17 protein-coding genes are annotated in these 16,665 nt (G+C 62.9%); 10 read left to right on the top strand and 7 right to left on the bottom strand.

The window, feature by feature from the left end; all coding sequences use genetic code 11:
• Positions 1–161: 161 nt before the first annotated feature.
• From VCK47_RS05785 to VCK47_RS05770, 4 genes are all read right to left on the bottom strand, one after another.
• Positions 162–3,257, bottom strand: coding sequence for an efflux RND transporter permease subunit (locus tag VCK47_RS05785; protein WP_322889760.1), 3,096 nt, complete (start codon positions 3,255–3,257; stop codon positions 162–164).
• Between the two features lie 4 nt (positions 3,258–3,261).
• Complete coding sequence (locus VCK47_RS05780) at positions 3,262–4,305, bottom strand: efflux RND transporter periplasmic adaptor subunit (protein ID WP_322889759.1); 1,044 nt, start codon at positions 4,303–4,305, stop codon at positions 3,262–3,264.
• Positions 4,306–4,597: 292 nt separating this feature from the next.
• Positions 4,598–5,215: a TetR/AcrR family transcriptional regulator gene (locus VCK47_RS05775; RefSeq protein ID WP_322889758.1), complete on the bottom strand. Its 618-nt coding sequence runs from the start codon at positions 5,213–5,215 to the stop codon at positions 4,598–4,600.
• Between the two features lie 115 nt (positions 5,216–5,330).
• A complete protein-coding gene (locus VCK47_RS05770) occupies positions 5,331–5,948 on the bottom strand; it encodes a TetR/AcrR family transcriptional regulator (protein ID WP_322889757.1) in 618 nt (205 codons plus the stop codon).
• 76 nt (positions 5,949–6,024) lie between these two features.
• Between VCK47_RS05770 and VCK47_RS05765 the strand changes: the two genes are divergently transcribed.
• The 4 genes from VCK47_RS05765 to VCK47_RS05750 all read left to right on the top strand — a co-directional run bounded on the left by VCK47_RS05765 (position 6,025) and on the right by VCK47_RS05750 (position 8,969).
• Positions 6,025–6,852, top strand: a complete 828-nt coding sequence (locus VCK47_RS05765) for an oxidoreductase (RefSeq protein ID WP_322889756.1) — start codon at positions 6,025–6,027, stop codon at positions 6,850–6,852.
• Positions 6,845–7,234 (top strand): hypothetical protein, encoded by a 390-nt coding sequence (locus VCK47_RS05760; RefSeq protein WP_322889755.1) that lies wholly within the window; start codon positions 6,845–6,847, stop codon positions 7,232–7,234. Before VCK47_RS05765 ends, VCK47_RS05760 begins: the two co-directional genes overlap by 8 nt.
• 41 nt (positions 7,235–7,275) lie before the next feature.
• Positions 7,276–8,484 carry an NAD(P)-dependent alcohol dehydrogenase gene (locus tag VCK47_RS05755; RefSeq protein WP_322889754.1) on the top strand — a complete coding sequence of 403 codons (1,209 nt, stop codon included), beginning with the start codon at positions 7,276–7,278 and terminating at the stop codon, positions 8,482–8,484.
• 164 nt (positions 8,485–8,648) lie between these two features.
• Entirely contained in the window at positions 8,649–8,969 is a 321-nt protein-coding gene (locus tag VCK47_RS05750) for an arsenate reductase family protein (RefSeq protein WP_322889753.1), read from the top strand.
• Here the strand turns inward: VCK47_RS05750 and VCK47_RS05745 are convergent.
• Entirely contained in the window at positions 8,966–9,175 is a 210-nt protein-coding gene (locus VCK47_RS05745; protein ID WP_007205475.1) for a cold-shock protein, read from the bottom strand. The two genes, VCK47_RS05750 and VCK47_RS05745, sit on opposite strands and share 4 nt — an antisense overlap.
• A gap of 132 nt (positions 9,176–9,307) precedes the next feature.
• Between VCK47_RS05745 and VCK47_RS05740 the strand changes: the two genes are divergently transcribed.
• Both VCK47_RS05740 and VCK47_RS05735 read left to right on the top strand, forming a co-directional pair.
• Positions 9,308–9,637, top strand: a complete 330-nt coding sequence (locus VCK47_RS05740) for an arsenate reductase family protein (RefSeq protein ID WP_322890035.1) — start codon at positions 9,308–9,310, stop codon at positions 9,635–9,637.
• Positions 9,638–9,680: 43 nt separating this feature from the next.
• Complete coding sequence (locus tag VCK47_RS05735) at positions 9,681–10,049, top strand: hypothetical protein (protein ID WP_322889752.1); 369 nt, start codon at positions 9,681–9,683, stop codon at positions 10,047–10,049.
• Positions 10,050–10,067: 18 nt separating this feature from the next.
• Here the strand turns inward: VCK47_RS05735 and thrS are convergent, their stop codons facing one another.
• Positions 10,068–12,014: a threonine--tRNA ligase gene (thrS, locus tag VCK47_RS05730; protein WP_322889751.1), complete on the bottom strand. Its 1,947-nt coding sequence runs from the start codon at positions 12,012–12,014 to the stop codon at positions 10,068–10,070.
• A 205-nt stretch (positions 12,015–12,219) separates the two neighbouring features.
• On the opposite strand from thrS, the gene VCK47_RS05725 reads away from it, so the two are divergent.
• The 4 genes from VCK47_RS05725 (at position 12,220) to VCK47_RS05710 (ending at position 15,333) form a co-directional block, all read left to right on the top strand.
• On the top strand, positions 12,220–12,465 hold the full coding sequence (locus VCK47_RS05725) for a hypothetical protein (protein WP_322889750.1): 246 nt from the start codon (positions 12,220–12,222) through the stop codon (positions 12,463–12,465).
• Positions 12,466–12,521: 56 nt separating this feature from the next.
• Entirely contained in the window at positions 12,522–13,790 is a 1,269-nt protein-coding gene (locus tag VCK47_RS05720; RefSeq protein WP_322889749.1) for an MFS transporter, read from the top strand.
• Positions 13,783–14,523 (top strand): alpha/beta hydrolase, encoded by a 741-nt coding sequence (locus VCK47_RS05715; protein WP_322889748.1) that lies wholly within the window; start codon positions 13,783–13,785, stop codon positions 14,521–14,523. The genes VCK47_RS05720 and VCK47_RS05715 overlap by 8 nt, the downstream gene beginning before the upstream one ends.
• A 90-nt stretch (positions 14,524–14,613) precedes the next feature.
• The gene (locus VCK47_RS05710) at positions 14,614–15,333 is read left to right on the top strand and encodes an alpha/beta hydrolase (RefSeq protein ID WP_322889747.1); all 720 of its coding nucleotides are present in this window, start codon (positions 14,614–14,616) and stop codon (positions 15,331–15,333) included.
• 1 nt (position 15,334) lies between these two features.
• Here VCK47_RS05710 and phaZ read toward each other — a convergent pair whose 3' ends face one another.
• The gene (gene phaZ / locus VCK47_RS05705) at positions 15,335–16,603 is read right to left on the bottom strand and encodes a polyhydroxyalkanoate depolymerase (protein ID WP_322889746.1); all 1,269 of its coding nucleotides are present in this window, start codon (positions 16,601–16,603) and stop codon (positions 15,335–15,337) included.
• Between the last annotated feature and the right edge of the window lie 62 nt (positions 16,604–16,665).

Raw genomic sequence — 16,665 nt, 5'->3', positions numbered from 1 at the left:
GGCACCCTTCTGGGAACAATTTGCTAGCGCTCCATTCTCCCTCCGTCCTACACTTGCGGTATGAACCCCGCCCTACGGGTGAGGGCAGCAAGGGGCCGCGCCTCTCCCCCCTTGCCCAACACTCCCCCAGCACTCCGGCCCCTTGCGGCGCGCGGGGGCGGTTACTGGTGCTGCGGGGCGGTCTCTGCGGGTGGTTTTGCGGCGGCGCGCTGCGGCTGGATGCCGAAGAACACCGCGTAAAGCACGGGTACGGCGAACATCGTCAGCACGGTGGCAAAGGCCAGCCCGCCCATGATCGTCACCGACATGCTGGCGAAAAAGGCGTCCGACAGCAGCGGGATCATCCCCAGAATCGTCGTCGCGGCGGCAAGGAACACCGGACGCAAACGGCTGACGCTGGCATCGACAAGGCTGGTCAGCCGGTCGCCGCCATCGCCCGCCTCGGCGATGCGCAGGTCGATTTCCTCCAGCAGGACGATGGCGTTTTTCATCAGCATCCCCGACAGGCTCAGCAACCCCAGCAGCGCTGTGAACGAAAACGGCAGACCCGTCAGCAGCAGCCCCGCCACCACACCGCAAACCGCCATCGGCACCACCAGCCACATGATCGCAGGCTGCCGCAGCTTGCCAAACAGCAGGATCGAGATCACCAGCATCACCAGCACCCCCGGCGGCAGGGATGCGGCCAGCGCGCTTTGGGCTTCGGCGGTGTCCTCGACCTCGCCGCCCCAGGCCATCCGGTAGCCCGGAGGCAGCTCCATCGCCTCGACCTCGGCGCGCACGGCGGCCAGTGCTTCGGTCGCGGTCAGGGTGCCTGCGGGGTCCGCATCGACCGTCAGCGTGCGCAGCCGGTCACGGCGGCGGATCTGCACCTCTTGCGCGGTCAGGTCGGTCCGGACCACGACTTGCTCGAGCGGAATGAACGCCTGCGCCGCCTCGCTCCAGATCAGCTGGTCGGTCAGGCCGCCCGCCGAGGCCCGCTCGTGCAGGGGCGGGCGCAGCAGCACGGGGATCGCCTGATCGCCGTCGCGGATCGTGGTCGCGGTCACGCCGGTTGTCGCAAAGGCCAGCACCTGCGCGACATGTCCCCGCGTCAGCCCCGCGATACGCGCGCGGTCTTCGTCCACGCGCGGCACCAGCGTCAATTCCTGTGTGCGCCAGTCGTTGCGGATGTCGATCAGCACACCGCTTTGCGCAAAGATCCGTTCGACATCGCTGGCGAGGCTGCGCAGGATCGCGGGGTCTGCGCCCGACAGCCGCAGCCGGATCTTGGCCCCCCCGCCCGGCCCGAAGACCAGCCGCTGTGTGCGGAACGCGGCCGCAGGGAACTGCTGTGGTATCTCCTCACGGAGCGCCGCAATCAGCGGGTCGATTTGCGCGATGGTTTCGGTCCGCACGATGAACTGCCCATAGGCCGCACTGCTGTCCGGTGGCGCATAGGTCAGCATGAACCGGCTTGCCCCGCCGCCGACAAAGGCGGTGACTGCTGTCACCCCCGGCCGCGCAAGAAGATCGGCCTCGATCGCCTGCATGTCGCGCGCGGTGGCGCGGATGTCTGTGCCCTGCGGCAGCGTATAGTGCACAAAGAACATCGGCGTGTTTGAATCGGGAAAGAAGGCCTGCCGCACCTGCCCGAAACCCCAAAACGACAGAAGTGTCGCCGATACCAGCGCCATCAGCGCCAGCCAGCGCAACCGCAATGTGCCGCGCAGGATGCGCCGGTAAAGGCCATAGACACCGCCCGCGTAAAGGTCGGCCCCTTCGGTCATGGGTTTGACCCCGTCCATCAGGTAGACACAGAACAGCGGCGTCACCGTGACCGCCAGCACCCAGCTGAGCAGGAGCGATATTCCGACAACCGCGAACAACGAGAACAAAAACTCGCCCGTCGCGTCCGGTGACAGGCCGATGCCCGAAAACGCCATGATGCCGATCACCGTAGCGCCCAGCAACGGGATCTGGGTCCGCCGGCAGGCGTCAGCGGCCGCATCGCGCGGGCGGCGACCCCGCTGCACGCCGGTCAGCGCCCCTTCTGCGACCACGATGGCATTATCAACCAGCATACCCATGGCAATGATCAGAGCACCCAGCGAGATCCGCTCCATCTCGATTCCGGCCAATGCCATGAACGCAACAGTGCCCGCGACATTCAGGAACAGCGTCGCACCCACGATCAGCCCGACACGCCACCCCATGAAAAGACATAAGACCAGCACGACAATGACAACAGAGGCGACGAGGTTGACCACGAAATCGCCCACCGCCTGATCGACCACCTGGTTCTGCGCATAGATCGGCGCGACCGTGACCCCCAAAGGCAGGTCTGCGCGCAACTGGTCGATCCGCGCCTCAACCCGGTCACCGACGGCGACGATATTCTCTGTCGCAATTCCGGCAATGGCCAGCGTGAACGCCGCCTGTCCATTGTGGCGGATCAACCGCCGGGGCACGTCCTGCTCGGTGCGGGTGATTGTGGCAATGTCGATCAGTGCGATCTGATCGGTCGTGCCCGGCCGTCCGACCCGCAGGCCAGCCAGCGCTTCGGTCGATCCGATGGTGCGTGGCACAGCGATCCGCAGCGACAGATCGTCCAACCTGACCGAGCCGGTTTCGGTGACCTGATTTTGTCCGCGGATCGCATTCAATATCTGGTCAGGCCCGATCCCGAGTGCTGCCATGCGTTCGCGCGCCACGATAACCTCGATCGTCTCGGACGGCAGCCCTTCTGTCTCGATCTTTGACACACCTGGCACGCTCAGCAGGTCGCGACGAAGATCTGTTGCAAGCGTGCGCACCTGCCGGTCGGTAAACCCCGGGGCTGTGACCGCGTAGAAAAGACCGAAGACATCACCGAAATCATCGCGGACTTCGGGCGTTCTTGCGTCCTGTGGCAGCGTATCTGCTGTATCGCCGACCTTGCGGCGCAATTCGTCCCAGACCTGCGGCAACGCCTCGCTGCCATAGGTGTCACGGATCACCACATTGATAATCGACAGCCCTGGTTCCGAAACAGATGTGACACGCCGCAGTTGCGGCATCTGCTGGATGGCCGATTCCAGCACTTCGGTCACCTCCAGTTCGACCTCCTCGGCCGAAGCCCCTGGCCAGGACGTGACAACGACGGCTTCCTGCAAGGTGAAGGCCGGGTCTTCAAGCCGTCCGATGCTCTGGTAGCCCCAAAGTCCGCCCAAAAGGCAACCTAGCACCAGAAGCCATGTGATCACTGGCCGGTCGATGGCATAGCGTGCGATGTCCATGTTTCTAGCGGTCCATCAATGCGCGGACGGGCTGGCCTGGCATCAGGTCGGTTTGCCCGGCTGTGATCACGACATCCCCTGCGACAAGGCCGCTGGCGACCAGCGCGCTTTCGCCCGTAATGCCTGCGACTTCGACTGGGACGGGGTCCGCGCGGCCGCCCGAGATGCGCCAGACCAGCAGTGTGCCATCTGGCGCAGGCACCAGCGCCGAGACCGGCACAGCAACCCCCGAAGCCGGATCGGTGCGGCCTGCGCCGATCTCGACCGTCACCGCCATGCCCGGCAGCAGGCCGCTATCGGGTGGCAGATCGGCGGTGAAGGTCACCAGAAAGGTCTGTGCCACCGGGTCCGGTTGCGCCTGATTCTCGCGATAGATCAACGGCACGCGACGGACGGGATCAGTTCCGATCACGGCCTCGATGCGCACCTGGTCGAGCGGTGTGTCAAGCCGCATCAACCCTTCCGGGATCGATACGGTCACGCGCCATTCGCTGATGTCGTGCAGACGCAACACGGCGGTGCCCGGCTGGATCAGGCTGTTCTCGGGCACAAGGCGCTGCGCGACCATCGCCTCGAATGGTGCACTGAGCGATGCCAGCGCCAAGTCCCGCTCGGCCATTCGCACGGCAATCCGCCGCAATTCATGGGCGGCGCGGGCTTCTTCCAAGGATGTCTCGGGAGTGACACCGCGCGCGCGCAGGGCGCTCATCCGCTCAAAACCGGCTTGTGCTTGTTCGGCTGACACGCGCGCCTCTTCGAGCGCGAGGGTAAAAGCGACAGGGTCCAGTTCCGCCAGCGGCGCGCCTGCCGCAAGCGTGGCGCCCTCGTCGGCATGGAGCCGGATCAGCCGGCCCGGCACTTCGAACGCCATGTCCACGGTGCGCCTTGCCGCGATCCGACCGATCAGGGTGCGCTGCCATTCCGGAGCAGCAGCACTGGCCTCGACCGCAAGGACTGGCGTTGGCGGGGTGTCGGCCCATGTCGTCGCCGGATCCACCGCAAAAGCGATCAGCGACAGGCACAGCGCTGGCATGAACATAGCGCGCATGAAGAACCTCACAGGACTGATGGCAGAACGCCAAGGATTGAAAGAGCGTGCGAAACAACTGCCCGATGCGCCGCTGAACGCGGCACCACAAAGCAGTGGTCGCAAGGGTGCGGATCAACCGGCGACCCGACGCTCGCCTTCGTCACGGCTGCAGCCCACAGCGCGCCTGCTTGCGCCCGCCCGATTACCATGCGCGGTGCTTTGCAAAAGTCATGATTTTCGGCCCACAAAAAACAGAATGAACGCTCTGGTAATGTGGTGACTGGTTTTGGTCAATCGAAAAGTAGTGCGATCACTCTTCTTTGCTTAGCTGCCCGTTAAGCAGTCCCGCCAGCATCCGTTCGAGGGGTTTGGTAAAGGCACTTGGGTCGCCCTGAGGGTCCATAACCGCGCGTTGCACCATGACACCGTCGACAAGCGCGATCATCAGGTCGGCAGCAGCTGACAGGTCGGTCGTCGGGGCGATATCGCCCCGTGCCTTCAGTGCTTCGAGCATGTCGACAGCCTCGGCGCGCAGACCGCGCGAAAAGTCCTGGAGGATTTGCCCGATGGCCTGATTTCGTGCTGCCTCGGCGTAAATTTCCAGCGACAAAACCGCGTCCATGCCAAATCCGTCGCGGGGCGGTTTGCTGGTGATGGCATTCACGATGGCTTGTATGGGGGTGTCCGACGACAGAAGTTGCTCGATCACACCGCGGATATGGGCGCGGTCGCGCTCGACAATGGCCGCCACGATTTCTTCTTTGCCCGAAAAGTAATGGTACAGGTTCCCGGGGCTGACACCCGCGCGTTTGCAGATGGCGGCGATGCCAGCACCACGAAATCCGTCGGCGCGGAACTCGACCAGTGCCGCAGACAGAATGCGTTCCAGCGTTGCCGCCGACCGGGCCTGGCGTGGACCGTCGTTCATCGGTACCTCCCGTAATGTCGTGATCGTCTAGTCGGGATCAGGCAGACTTTCAACCAGGCTGCCCGGTGCTGGCGCTTGGAGCGTCGCTATTGCGGGGTGGCCGTTGCGTGCGCGCCTAGTTGGCCCGACCGAAAGGCCACGCGTCCTCCAGCAGTCCGGGCAGGATATCTTCGGCAAACGCGTCAGGTGTTGCGCCGCCGAACAGGTATTTTGCTTTTCCATCCACAACGAGATTTGCCATGCCGTGGATCGATGACCAAACGACGAAAACCTCGGCCATCATATCCTGTGATGCCGTATCGCGCCGCATGATCGCCGCCGCGAACCCCGACAAGGCGTTTGTGCTGGCCGTTGCATAGCGGGGATCGTCCCTGTTCACGAGGTCTTGCCGGAACATCAGCCGGAACCGCCCCGGATAGGCCAGTGCGAACCGCACATAGGCAAGGGCCAGCGCCCTGAGATCAGCCGCCGGGTCGTCGGTTGCCGCGACGGCGTTCAGGGCCTCGCCCAGGCTGTCGTAGCCCAGCAGCGCCACTTCGGTCAGAAGGCCGGTGGCCGAACCGAAGTGATGCGCCGGTGCCCCGATCGAAACGCCGGCACGCCGCGCGGCTTCGCGCAAGGAAAAGCCTTCGACGCCCTTGTCGCGCAAGATGGCATCGGCCGCTTCGACAAGCGCGGCTTTCAAGTTTCCGTGATGGTAGCCCGCCTTGGCAGGGGGTGCGGCATTTTTCATCTATGCAGTGCTCAGATTGTTTGTTACGTGACATCTTATCGCCGTTCAGATTGCGGCTGCAAGAGGAGTATAGACGATGAAACACTGGCTTGTAACTGGCGCGAATCGCGGCCTTGGCCGTGCGTTTGCCGAAGCCGCCCTGTCGCGGGGCGACCGAGTGGCCGCGACGGCCCGCGACATCGATGCGCTTGCCGATCTGGCACAGCGCTTTGGCGATCAGGTGGTGCGGCTGGCGCTGGATGTGACCGACCGCGCTGCATGCTTTGCCGTGGTCGCGCAGGCCCAAGAGGCCTTGGGTCAGATCGATGTGGTGGTGAACAACGCCGGATACGGGCTGTTTGGCATGATCGAGGAACTGACCGAGGCGCAGATGCGTGACCAGATGGAGGTCAACTTTTTCGGCCTGCTTCACATGACACAGGCCGTTCTGCCGGTGCTGCGGGCGCAGGCGTCGGGCCACATCGTGCAGATCTCGACCGTGGGCGGGGTGATGACCTTTCCGGGGCTTGGTGGCTATCACGCCTCGAAATGGGCCGTCGAAGGGCTCAGTGATGCGCTGGCCCAAGAGGTGGCAGGGCTTGGTATCAAGGTGACATTGGTCGAACCGGGGCCCTATGCGACGGACTGGGCGGGTGCTTCGGCCATCCATGCGGCCCCGATTGCGGCCTATGACGGGGTGCGCGCGGCACTGGCGGCGCAACAGATGCCCCCCGATGTTTACGGTGATCCGGCCGCGGTTGGCCCCGCGATCCTGGCGCTTGTCGATGCCGATGCCCCACCGCTGCGGCTTTTTCTGGGCGTGCTGCCAACCATGATGGTGCCGGGCACCTATCAGGCGCGTCTGGCTGAATGGGACGCATGGAAGGATGTGGCCGTGGCCGCAACCAAGGTGCTACATGGCTGAGGCGACACCCTTTGGCCGCAAAGGTGTCGAGCTTGCACTTGTCGGTCTTGCGGCCTTTGTCATGATCGGCGGCGGTGTCGCACATTTCGCGGCGCCGCAGGGGTTCGCGGACTTGGTGCCACCATTCCTTCCTGCCGTCCCCGTCATTCTGGCAGCGGGCCTCGTTCAGATTGCCATTGGCCTTGCCGTCCTGCTGCGCCCCACACGGGCCTTGGGCGGTCTGGCTTTCGCTGTCTTGTGCGCCGCTTACCTGCCGCTGCACCTGTGGGATTATGTCCGCCCTGATCCGGTCTTTGCCCCGCCTGTCGCCGCCACGATCCGGGTGGTTGTGCAGGGTCTGTTCATCTGGGCGGGCATTGCCCTGTGGCGCAGGGCAGGCTGAACCGGACCTGTCATCAACCTGAAAAAACTGGAGACTTATCAATGTGTGAAAACTGTATAACCGGTCAGGGGCCGCATCTGTCAGGCGATCTGACGCGCCGCGCATTGCTGGCGGGAATGACGGCCAGCGGCGCCATTGTTGCAGGCGGTGCAGGCTTTGGCAGCGCGGCGCAGGCGCAAGAGGCTGCAGGGCTTGACGCAGGGCCTTTCCCCGCGCGCGGCTTGGCTTGGTCCGCCCAAGGACAGGCGCCGCAGGTGATGGCGTTCGACCGCCGCACGCTGAACCCTGACGACGTGCTGATCGACATTCTGTATTGCGGCATTTGCCATACCGATATCCACTTTGCCAATAACGACTTCGGCTTTACCAACTGGCCGCTCATGCCGGGCCATGAAATCGTTGGACGCGTCGCGGCGGTCGGAGCGGCGGTGACGCGGTTCAAGGTCGGTGATGCGGCCGGCGTCGGTTGCATGGTCAATTCCTGCGGTGAATGTGAATTCTGCCTTGCGGGGACCGAACAATATTGCGCCCGCGGGAATACGCAAACCTATGGCCTGCATCGCCCCACAGGCGAAAACGTGCTGGGTGGCTATTCCAACCGGATCGTCGTGCGCGAAGCATTCACCCTGCGCATCCCCGACGGGATGGACCTTGCAAGGACCGCGCCTTTGCTTTGCGCGGGTGTCACCACCTTTTCCCCGATGGAGCAATGGCAGGTGGGGGCGGGTGACCGTGTCGCCGTCGTAGGGCTGGGCGGGCTGGGCCATGTGGCCGTCAAGCTCGCGGTTGCGCGGGGCGCAGAGGTGACGGTCATGACCACCTCCGAAACCAAACGGGCAGATGCGTTGGCGATGGGTGCAGCGGATGTGATGGTCTGGCCTGACCCAGAGGCGGTGGCTGCAAGGTTTGGCAGCTTTCACAGCATTTTGTCGACGGTGCCTGTCGGATTTGACCCCAATCCGTTCCTGATGATGTTGCGGACCGATGGTGTTCTGATCAACGTGGGCTTGTTCACGCCTTTCACCGAACAGCCGAACAATATCGTGCTTGCCGCAGGGCGAAAATCGGTCACCGCATCGTTGATCGGCAGCCTTTCCGAAACGCAAGCGATGCTGGACTACTGTGCCGAGCGGAACATTCAGGCCGACATCGAGATGGTCTCCGCCGACGAGGTGCAGACCGCAATGGCGCGCGTCAAGAACAAGGATGTCCGCTATCGCTTTGTCATCGACATGACAACGCTTGCCTGACTGATATCCGCTGTCATGGCATCGTGAACGCCACCAATGCGGAGCGCTGGAACGGTCAGCAAAGATGCCAGCGACGATCCGGGGTTGCGCCACAACACGCGGAGCGACAATAACAGGCCATGCCGCGCAGCATTGCGCGGCATGGTTAACAAAGTGGAACCGTGATGATCCTCTATGGCCTGCCTACCTGTTCGGATTGCAAGGCAGCGCTGCGGGCGCTGGCGGATCACGGCGTGACCTTTCGCGACATCCGCGCCGACCCGCTGAGTGCGGCTGAATGGGCGCCGCTGATCGCGGAATTCGGCGACAGACTGATCGACCGCAAATCGCAGGCCTACCGCAACCTGACCGCATGGCTGCGCGAATCGGAAACCGAGGCGCAGCTTGACGCGCAACCAGCACTTATGGCCCGCCCCGTCATTACGGACGGCACCCGCTGGACGCTGGGCTGGGACGCCACCGCACAGGCGGTCTGGCTGGATTAATCGGCCTTCGCCAGATTGCCCGCCATCTTGCGCCCGTCGCGTCCTTCGACCAGATCGAAGGTGATCTTCTGGTTGTCCGCCAACCCCGTCATCCCCGATTGTTCCACCGCCGAGATATGCACGAAGATATCGTTGCCGCCATCATCGGGGGCGATGAAACCGAACCCCTTGGTCGTGTTGAACCATTTTACTGTACCGCTTGGCATGTCGTCCTCTCCTTTTGTCGCCAGCACTTGGGCTCCGCGACAAGCGGTCTTCCCTTTGCCTTGTAATCCCAAGACTCCGGTGTTTTATGAAAAACGCAATTGACACGACGTCGCAGTAAACAGGAGTTGATGATGCGCTTTTTCGGGCTGAAGACCTGCGATACCTGCCGCAAGGCGCTGGCCGCACTGCAAGCGCAGGGCTTCACGCCGCAGGTGATCGACGTGCGGTCCGACGGGCTGCACTATGACGACATCCAGGCCATCGTGATGGCCTTTGGCGATGCTGCGATCAATCGCGCCTCGACCACGTGGCGCGGCCTGTCCGAAGAGGCGCGCGCACAGGATACCGCGGCCTTGCTCGCGGCTTACCCGACGCTGATGAAACGCCCGGTGATCGCAACCGACGACGGCTGGACCATCGGCTGGAAAGCGGATGTGCAGGCGAAATACCTTGGCAGCTGACGCCGCCATGCCTATCTGAACGGAACATAACAAGGAAAAGACGATGCGCAACGCTGCTGCCATATTGGGTCTGATCGGAGGATTGATCGGGATCGTCGTGGGGATGTTCGGCTATGGCTATGCCGAATTGTCCCAGAATCGCGCCGAAGTGGGCGAGATTTTCGGCGTGCTGGAAAACCCCGGTTTCATCCGGTTCGCCAGTTTCATCGCACCCTTGCTGGCGATTGCAGGGGGCGCGATGGCCAAGACCCGCGCGCTGTGGGGCGGCATCCTGATGCTGCTGGCAGCGGCCTTTTTCTACACCGCGTTCGGGTTCAATGTGGGCACGATGTTCCCGATCGGGTTTGCAGCCCTCGGTGGCTTGCTCGCCATTGCCGCGGGCAAGCCGGATGAGGAAAAGGCGCACTTTTAACAGCGCGCCTTTCCAAAGTTACAGCAAATCAGGCGGCGTGGCGCGCAGCTTCAGTTCCGCCACGATCTCGTCCATTGTCACGACGCGGGTCTGATTTTCGCCCAGCTGACGTGCTGTCGCCGTGCGTTCCTCGACCTCGCGCGCGCCGACGGCAAGGATGACAGGCACCTTGCCGACAGAATGTTCGCGGACCTTGTAGTTGATCTTTTCATTGCGGGTGTCGGCTTCGGCGCGCACGCCTGCGGCGGTCAGCGCGGACACCAGTTCGCGCGCGTAGTCGTCCGCGTCGGAGACGATGGTCGCCACCACCACCTGACGCGGGGCGAGCCAGAAGGGGAGTTTGCCCGCATGTTCCTCGATCAGGATGCCGATGAACCGCTCGAACGACCCCAAGGTCGCTCGGTGCAACATGACGGGGCGGTGTTTTTCACCATCCGTGCCAATGTATTCAGCCTCCAGCCGTTCAGGCAGGTTCGCATCCACCTGCAAGGTGCCGCATTGCCAGTTGCGCCCGATGGCGTCGGTCAGCGTGAATTCCAGTTTCGGGCCGTAGAACGCGCCTTCGCCTTCGAGTATCTCGAAATCATAGCCCGCCGCACGGCAGGCATCGCCCAGCGCCTTTTCCATCATATCCCATGTCGCGTCCGACCCGATCCGCTGCTCGGGGCGGGTGGACAATTTGATGGTCCAGTCATGGAACCCCAGATCGGCATAAACGCGCGACAGAAACGCGATAAAGCGCGCGGTTTCGGGTTCGATCTGGTCTTCGCGGCAGAAAATATGCCCGTCATCCTGCGTAAAACCGCGCACGCGCATGATGCCGTGCAGCGCGCCCGATGGCTCATAGCGCGCGCAAGACCCGAATTCGGCCATCCGCAACGGCAGGTCGCGATAGGATTTCAAACCCTGATTGAAGATCTGCACATGGCAGGGGCAGTTCATCGGTTTCAGGGCATTGACCGCTTTTTCGCGGGCATGTTCTTCGTCCACTTCGACGATGAACATGTTTTCCTGATATTTGTCCCAATGGCCGGATTTTTCCCACAGCTTGCGATCTACGACTTGGGGTGTGTTCACCTCGACATAGCCGCCCGCGCGCTGGCGGCGGCGCATGTAGTCCTGCAGTTCGGTATAGATCGTCCAGCCGTTGGGGTGCCAGAACACCTGACCGGGGGCTTCTTCCTGCATGTGAAACAGGTTCATTTCGCGGCCGAGCTTGCGGTGGTCGCGCTTGGCGGCTTCTTCCAGCCGGTGCAGGTGGTCTTTCAGCGCTTCCTTGTTGGTAAAGGCCGTGCCGTAGATGCGCTGCAGCATCGGGCGGGTGCTGTCGCCGCGCCAATAGGCACCGGCGATGTTCATCAGCTTGAACGCATCGGCAGGCACTTGGCCAGTGTTCTGCAAATGCGGCCCACGGCACAGATCCTGCCAATCGCCATGCCAGTACATGCGCAACGGTTCATTGCCGGGGATGCTGTCGATCAGTTCGACCTTATAAGGCTCGCCACGGTCGGTGTAATACTGCACGGCGCGGGCGCGGTCCCAGATCTCGGTGCGGACATCATCGCGTTTGTTGATGATCTCCTTCATCTTTTTCTCGATCAGACCAAGGTCCTCGGGCGTGAACGGTTCCTTGCGGTCGAAATCGTAATACCAGCCGTCCTTGATCACGGGGCCGATGGTGACTTGGGTATCGGGCCAGATTTCCTGCACGGCGCGGGCCATGATATGGGCAAGGTCGTGGCGGACGAGTTCAAGTGCGGCCGCGTCGTCCTTCATCGTGTTGATGGCGATCTGTGCGTCAGCCTTGATCGGCCATTGCAGGTCCCAATGGGCGCCGTTGACGGTGGCGGAAATCGCCTTTTTGCGCAGCGATGGGGAGATATCGCTGGCGACATCGGCAGCGGTAATGCCTGCGGCATAGGACCGGCTGTTGCCATCGGGAAAGGTCAGGGAAATCTGTGCCATCGGCAAGCTCCTCGTCGGTTTGGCGCCCACGGAACGCCCGGTTGCGGGTGATATGTGCGGCCTAGATGCCGCCGCGCCGTGGAATGGTCAAGCCGATTGAATTCGCCGCATGATTTGTATGCACAGATATACGTTGACTGCGACGCCTTGCGCGGTAAAACCGACATCAGTTTCCGATACGAAACACGCAGCACGGGGATGCATCATGCCAAGCTACAACCGCACTTTCGATCTGAGCATCGCCGATGTCGACCTGATCGAAGAGGCCCTGCGCGCGCGTGGACGGGAATTGTCGCGCATGCGGCTGGCCCTGTCCGAGGAAAACCCCGCCCATATGGAGTCGATCCGCGTGATCGAACAGGACCAGCGCACGGGCGAGGAGTTGCTCGGCCGCCTGCACGACCAGAAAATCTTTTACCGTCCGCGCAAAGCGGTCTATGTCGGTGGCTGACCCAACCCTGACCTAGCCACCTTGAGCCTGACCTCCCGTCCGGCGGGAGATAGCCATTGTCCTATGCTACCGCTGTTTTCAACGCGCTGACGCGCAAGACAGACCCAGACCCCGATCTGCCCGAGGCCGCGCAAAAGGCCGAACCGCGCAATTTTTTGCGCCATGTGCTGGCGTTGGGCGGTAGCAAGCTGGCCGACGGGCTGATCGACCCCAAACTGGTGCTAAGCTGGCTTTTGACCCATCTGGGCGCGGGTGCGTTCTGGGTCGGGCTGCTGGTGCCGGTGCGCGAAGCAGGCGCGCTGATGCCGCAACTGCTGGTCACGCCGGTGATTTCGCGCAGCAAATTGCGCAAATACTTCTGGGCGGGCGGGGCCGTGGTGCAGGGGCTGGCAGCGGCAGGCATCGCGCTGGTCGGGTTGACGCAGGACGGCATGGTTGCGGGGGCTGCCATCATCGGCTTGCTGGCAGTGCTGGCTGTGGCGCGGTCGGTCTGTTCGGCTAGTTACAAGGATGTGCTGGGCAAGACCGTCGGCAACGCGCGGCGCGGGACGGCGATGGGTCTGGCAAGCTCGGCCGGGGCTGTCGGGGTGATCCTGTTCGCGTTGCTGCTTTTGACAGGCTGGGGCGAGCGGTATGTGATCGTTATCGGTGCGATCTTTCTGGCGGCGGTGTGCTGGCTGGCGGCGGGGGCTGTGTTCTTTGCACTGGACGAGACCCCGTCGGACCCCGCTCCGACCGATGTGAAACGCGCGACCATCGGGCTGTTGCGCACGCAGCCGCAGTTGCGCCTGTTCATCCTGACACGGGCCTTGCTGATCGGGACAGCACTGGCGCCGCCATATCTGGTGCTGCTCGACAGCGAAAGCGGGCTGGGCGCATTAGGGGCCTTGGTGTTGGCCTCGGCGCTGGCGTCGCTTGTGTCGTCTTTTGTCTGGGGGCGGTTGTCGGACAGATCATCGCGGTGGGTGCTGATCCTTGCGGGGGGCGCGGGCGGCACGGTCCTGCTGGGCACGGTCGGGCTGCATCTGGCGGGGCTGACCGGCGCCCCGCTGGTGCTGCCGGCGGCCCTGTTTGGCCTGATGATCGCGCATCACGGCGTGCGGCAGGGGCGCAATACGCATCTGGTCGATATGGCTGACGCCGACCAGCGCGCGGCCTTTACCGCTTTGTCCAATACGCTGATCGGGCTGGTGCTGATCGGGGGCGGTGCGGCCTTCGCGGGGCTTGCGGCGATCAGCGTGCCGCTGGTGCTTGGCCTTTTTGGCGCGATGTGTTTTGGTGCCGCGACTTTGGCTGCCGGACTGGATCAGGTGCAAAATGACTGACACATTCACCACCCCGCAGGGGCGCAAGATCGCCTATCACCTGACCGACGGAACAGGGCCCGCGGTCGTGTTCCTTGGCGGGTTCAAATCCGACATGGGCGGCACCAAGGCGGTTTTTCTGGAAGACTGGGCGCGCCAGCAGGGCAGGGCGTTTTTGCGGTTCGACTATTCCGGCCACGGCGAAAGCGGCGGGAAATTCACCGATGGCGCGATTGGCGACTGGTTCGAGGATGCGCAGGCCGCCATCGGGCTGGTCGCGGGACCGCTTGTTCTGGTCGGGTCCAGCATGGGTGGCTGGATCTCACTGTTGATCGCGCGGACGATGCCGGAACGCGTCGCGGGGCTGGTGACAATCGCCGCCGCCCCCGATTTCACCGAGGACAGCATGTGGGCGGGCGCAAGTGACGCCCAACGCGCGGCGCTGATGACGGCCGGACAGATCGCGCTGCCATCGGACTATGGCGATCCTTACATCATCACCCGCCGCCTGATCGAGGACGGGCGCGACCATCTGGTCTTGCGTGCGCCGCTGCCGCTGCCGTTTCCCGTGCGTTTCCTGCAAGGGACGGCGGACAAGGATGTGGACATGGCCGTGGCGCTGCGCCTGCTGGATCACGCGCAGGGGCCTGACATGCGGCTGACGCTGGTGGACGGAGCCGACCACCGCTTTTCCGACGATACCTGCCTTGCCCTGATCGCGGACAGTATCACGGATGTGATCGCGCGCCTCTGACCCCTTCGGCGGTCCTGCGCCGATCGCCCTTGTGATGGGCGGACTTGCAGGCCAAAAGGGCCGCAGCCGGAAATACCAGGGATCAAATCAATGTCGCGAGAGCCGATCGTCCTTGTGCCCCCCATGCTGTGCGATGTGGGGGTGTTCGGGCCGCAGATCCTGGAGCTCGGGAATGATTACGCGGTGATGTTCGCGCCCACGACGCAGGGCGAGCGGATGGAGGAAGTCGCCTCCCAGATCCTGACATGGGCGCCTGCGAAATTCGCGCTGGCTGGGATGGGGATGGGCGGCATGGTCGCGCTGGAAATCCTGCGCCGCGCGCCCGACCGTGTGACCCGCATCGCATTGATCGCGACCAGCGCGCAGGCGGAAACGCCCGAGACCGCCGCTGCGCGCGAACCCCATATCATCGCGGCCAAAGGCGGCGGGCGCTGGCACGAAGTCCTCCAGCACGAGATCAATTCGACATGGATGGCCCCCACGACCGACCGTGTCGCGCTGGTCCGGCATCTGCGCCAGATGGGCGAGGCGCTGGGGCCTGCGGCCTATGTCAGCCAGTCGCGCGCGATGCAGCGGCGCAAGGACCAGCAATCGACGCTCAGCCAGATCAAGCAGCCCGCCTTTGTGATCTGCGGGCGGCATGACGGGCAATATCCGCTCAAACGGCAGGAATTCATGGCCGAACTGATCCCCTATGCCACGCTGAAGGTGATCGAGGACGCAGGATACATGCCCACGCTCGAAGCGCCTGATCAGGTGACGGCTGCACTGCGGGCTTGGATGAAAGCGCCGCTGATGCTGCGGATGTAGATCAGGCCGCGGCGTTCTTGTTGGCGGGTTTGGCCGTGTCACCGGAATTGGCGTCGATGAAATCAAGCACAAGCGGGCGGATGTTATGCCGCCAGCTGCTACCTGCGAAAATCCCGTAATGCCCGGCACCGGGTTCCAGATGCGCGAATTTCTTGCTGTCAGGCAGGCCTGTCAGCAGGGGCAACGCGGCAAGGCATTGGCCGGGGGCAGAGATATCGTCCTTTTCGCCTTCGACGATCTTGACGGCGACGGTCGTGATCTTGCCCAGATCGACAGCCTTGCCGTTCACGGTAAAGCTGTTGAGCGCGATTTCGCGGTTCTTGAAGATCCGCTCGACCGTGGACAGATAGAATTCCGCCGTCATGTCCATGACCGCCAGATATTCGTCATAGAATATGTTGTGCTTGTCGAAATCTGACGCCTCGCCCTTGGCGGCCTTGATGATCTGGTCGCGGAAAGCGTTGGTATGGGTTTCCATGTTCATCGAGATAAATGACGCAAGCTGCAACAGCCCCGGATAGACCAGACGGCCCACGCCACTATATTTGAAGCCGACGCGCTGGATCATCGTCTGTTCCAGCTGGCCCATGGTGACCGAGCGCCCGAAATCGGTGACTTCGGTGTGGTTCGCCTCTGGGTCGACAGGGCCGCCAATCAAGGTCAGTGACCGTGGCTGCGCCTTGGGGTCTTCTGCGGCCAGATATGCGGTTGCCGCGAGTGCCAGCGGCACGGGCTGGCAGACTGCGATCACATGGGTATCGGGGCCAAGCTCGCGCATGAATTCGACCAGATACATTGTATAATCTTCAACATCGAACTTGCCCGCGCTGACGGGAATGTCGCGCGCGTTGTGCCAGTCGGTGATATAGACATCGGCATCGGACAGCAGGCTCAGCACGGTCTTGCGCAGCAGCGTCGCGTAGTGTCCGGACATCGGTGCGACAAGAAGGATGCGGCGTTTGCTTGGTTTGCGTTTGGGCGTTGTAAAATGGATCAGATCGCCAAAAGGCCGTTCCAGCACGCGTTCAACAACAAAGGTATGATCGCGGCCCTTTTCATCGGAAATCGGCGGCAGGTTCCAGTCGGGTTTCGCCACCATACGGGCAAAGGTGCGTTCGGTCACTTCACCCCAGGCGTTCAGCCAGTCCATGGCCGGATTTGCGGCCCAAGACATCATCGGATAGGATGCATAGGCGCGCGCACTGGCCCCCAGCCACTGATAGGTATTCCGCGTGCTTTCCATAAGGTCATAGGTCATCATATACTTCATCGAAAGCTCCGATCGGTCACGCACACATGCTGCACTTGCAGCATACGCATAGGCGAATGAAC

The organism is Yoonia sp. 72, from assembly GCF_034652275.1.
Taxonomy (GTDB): Bacteria; Pseudomonadota; Alphaproteobacteria; order Rhodobacterales; family Rhodobacteraceae; genus Yoonia.
The sequence above is the reverse complement of the archived record's forward strand: the minus strand, read 5'-3'. Positions and strand labels throughout refer to the sequence as shown.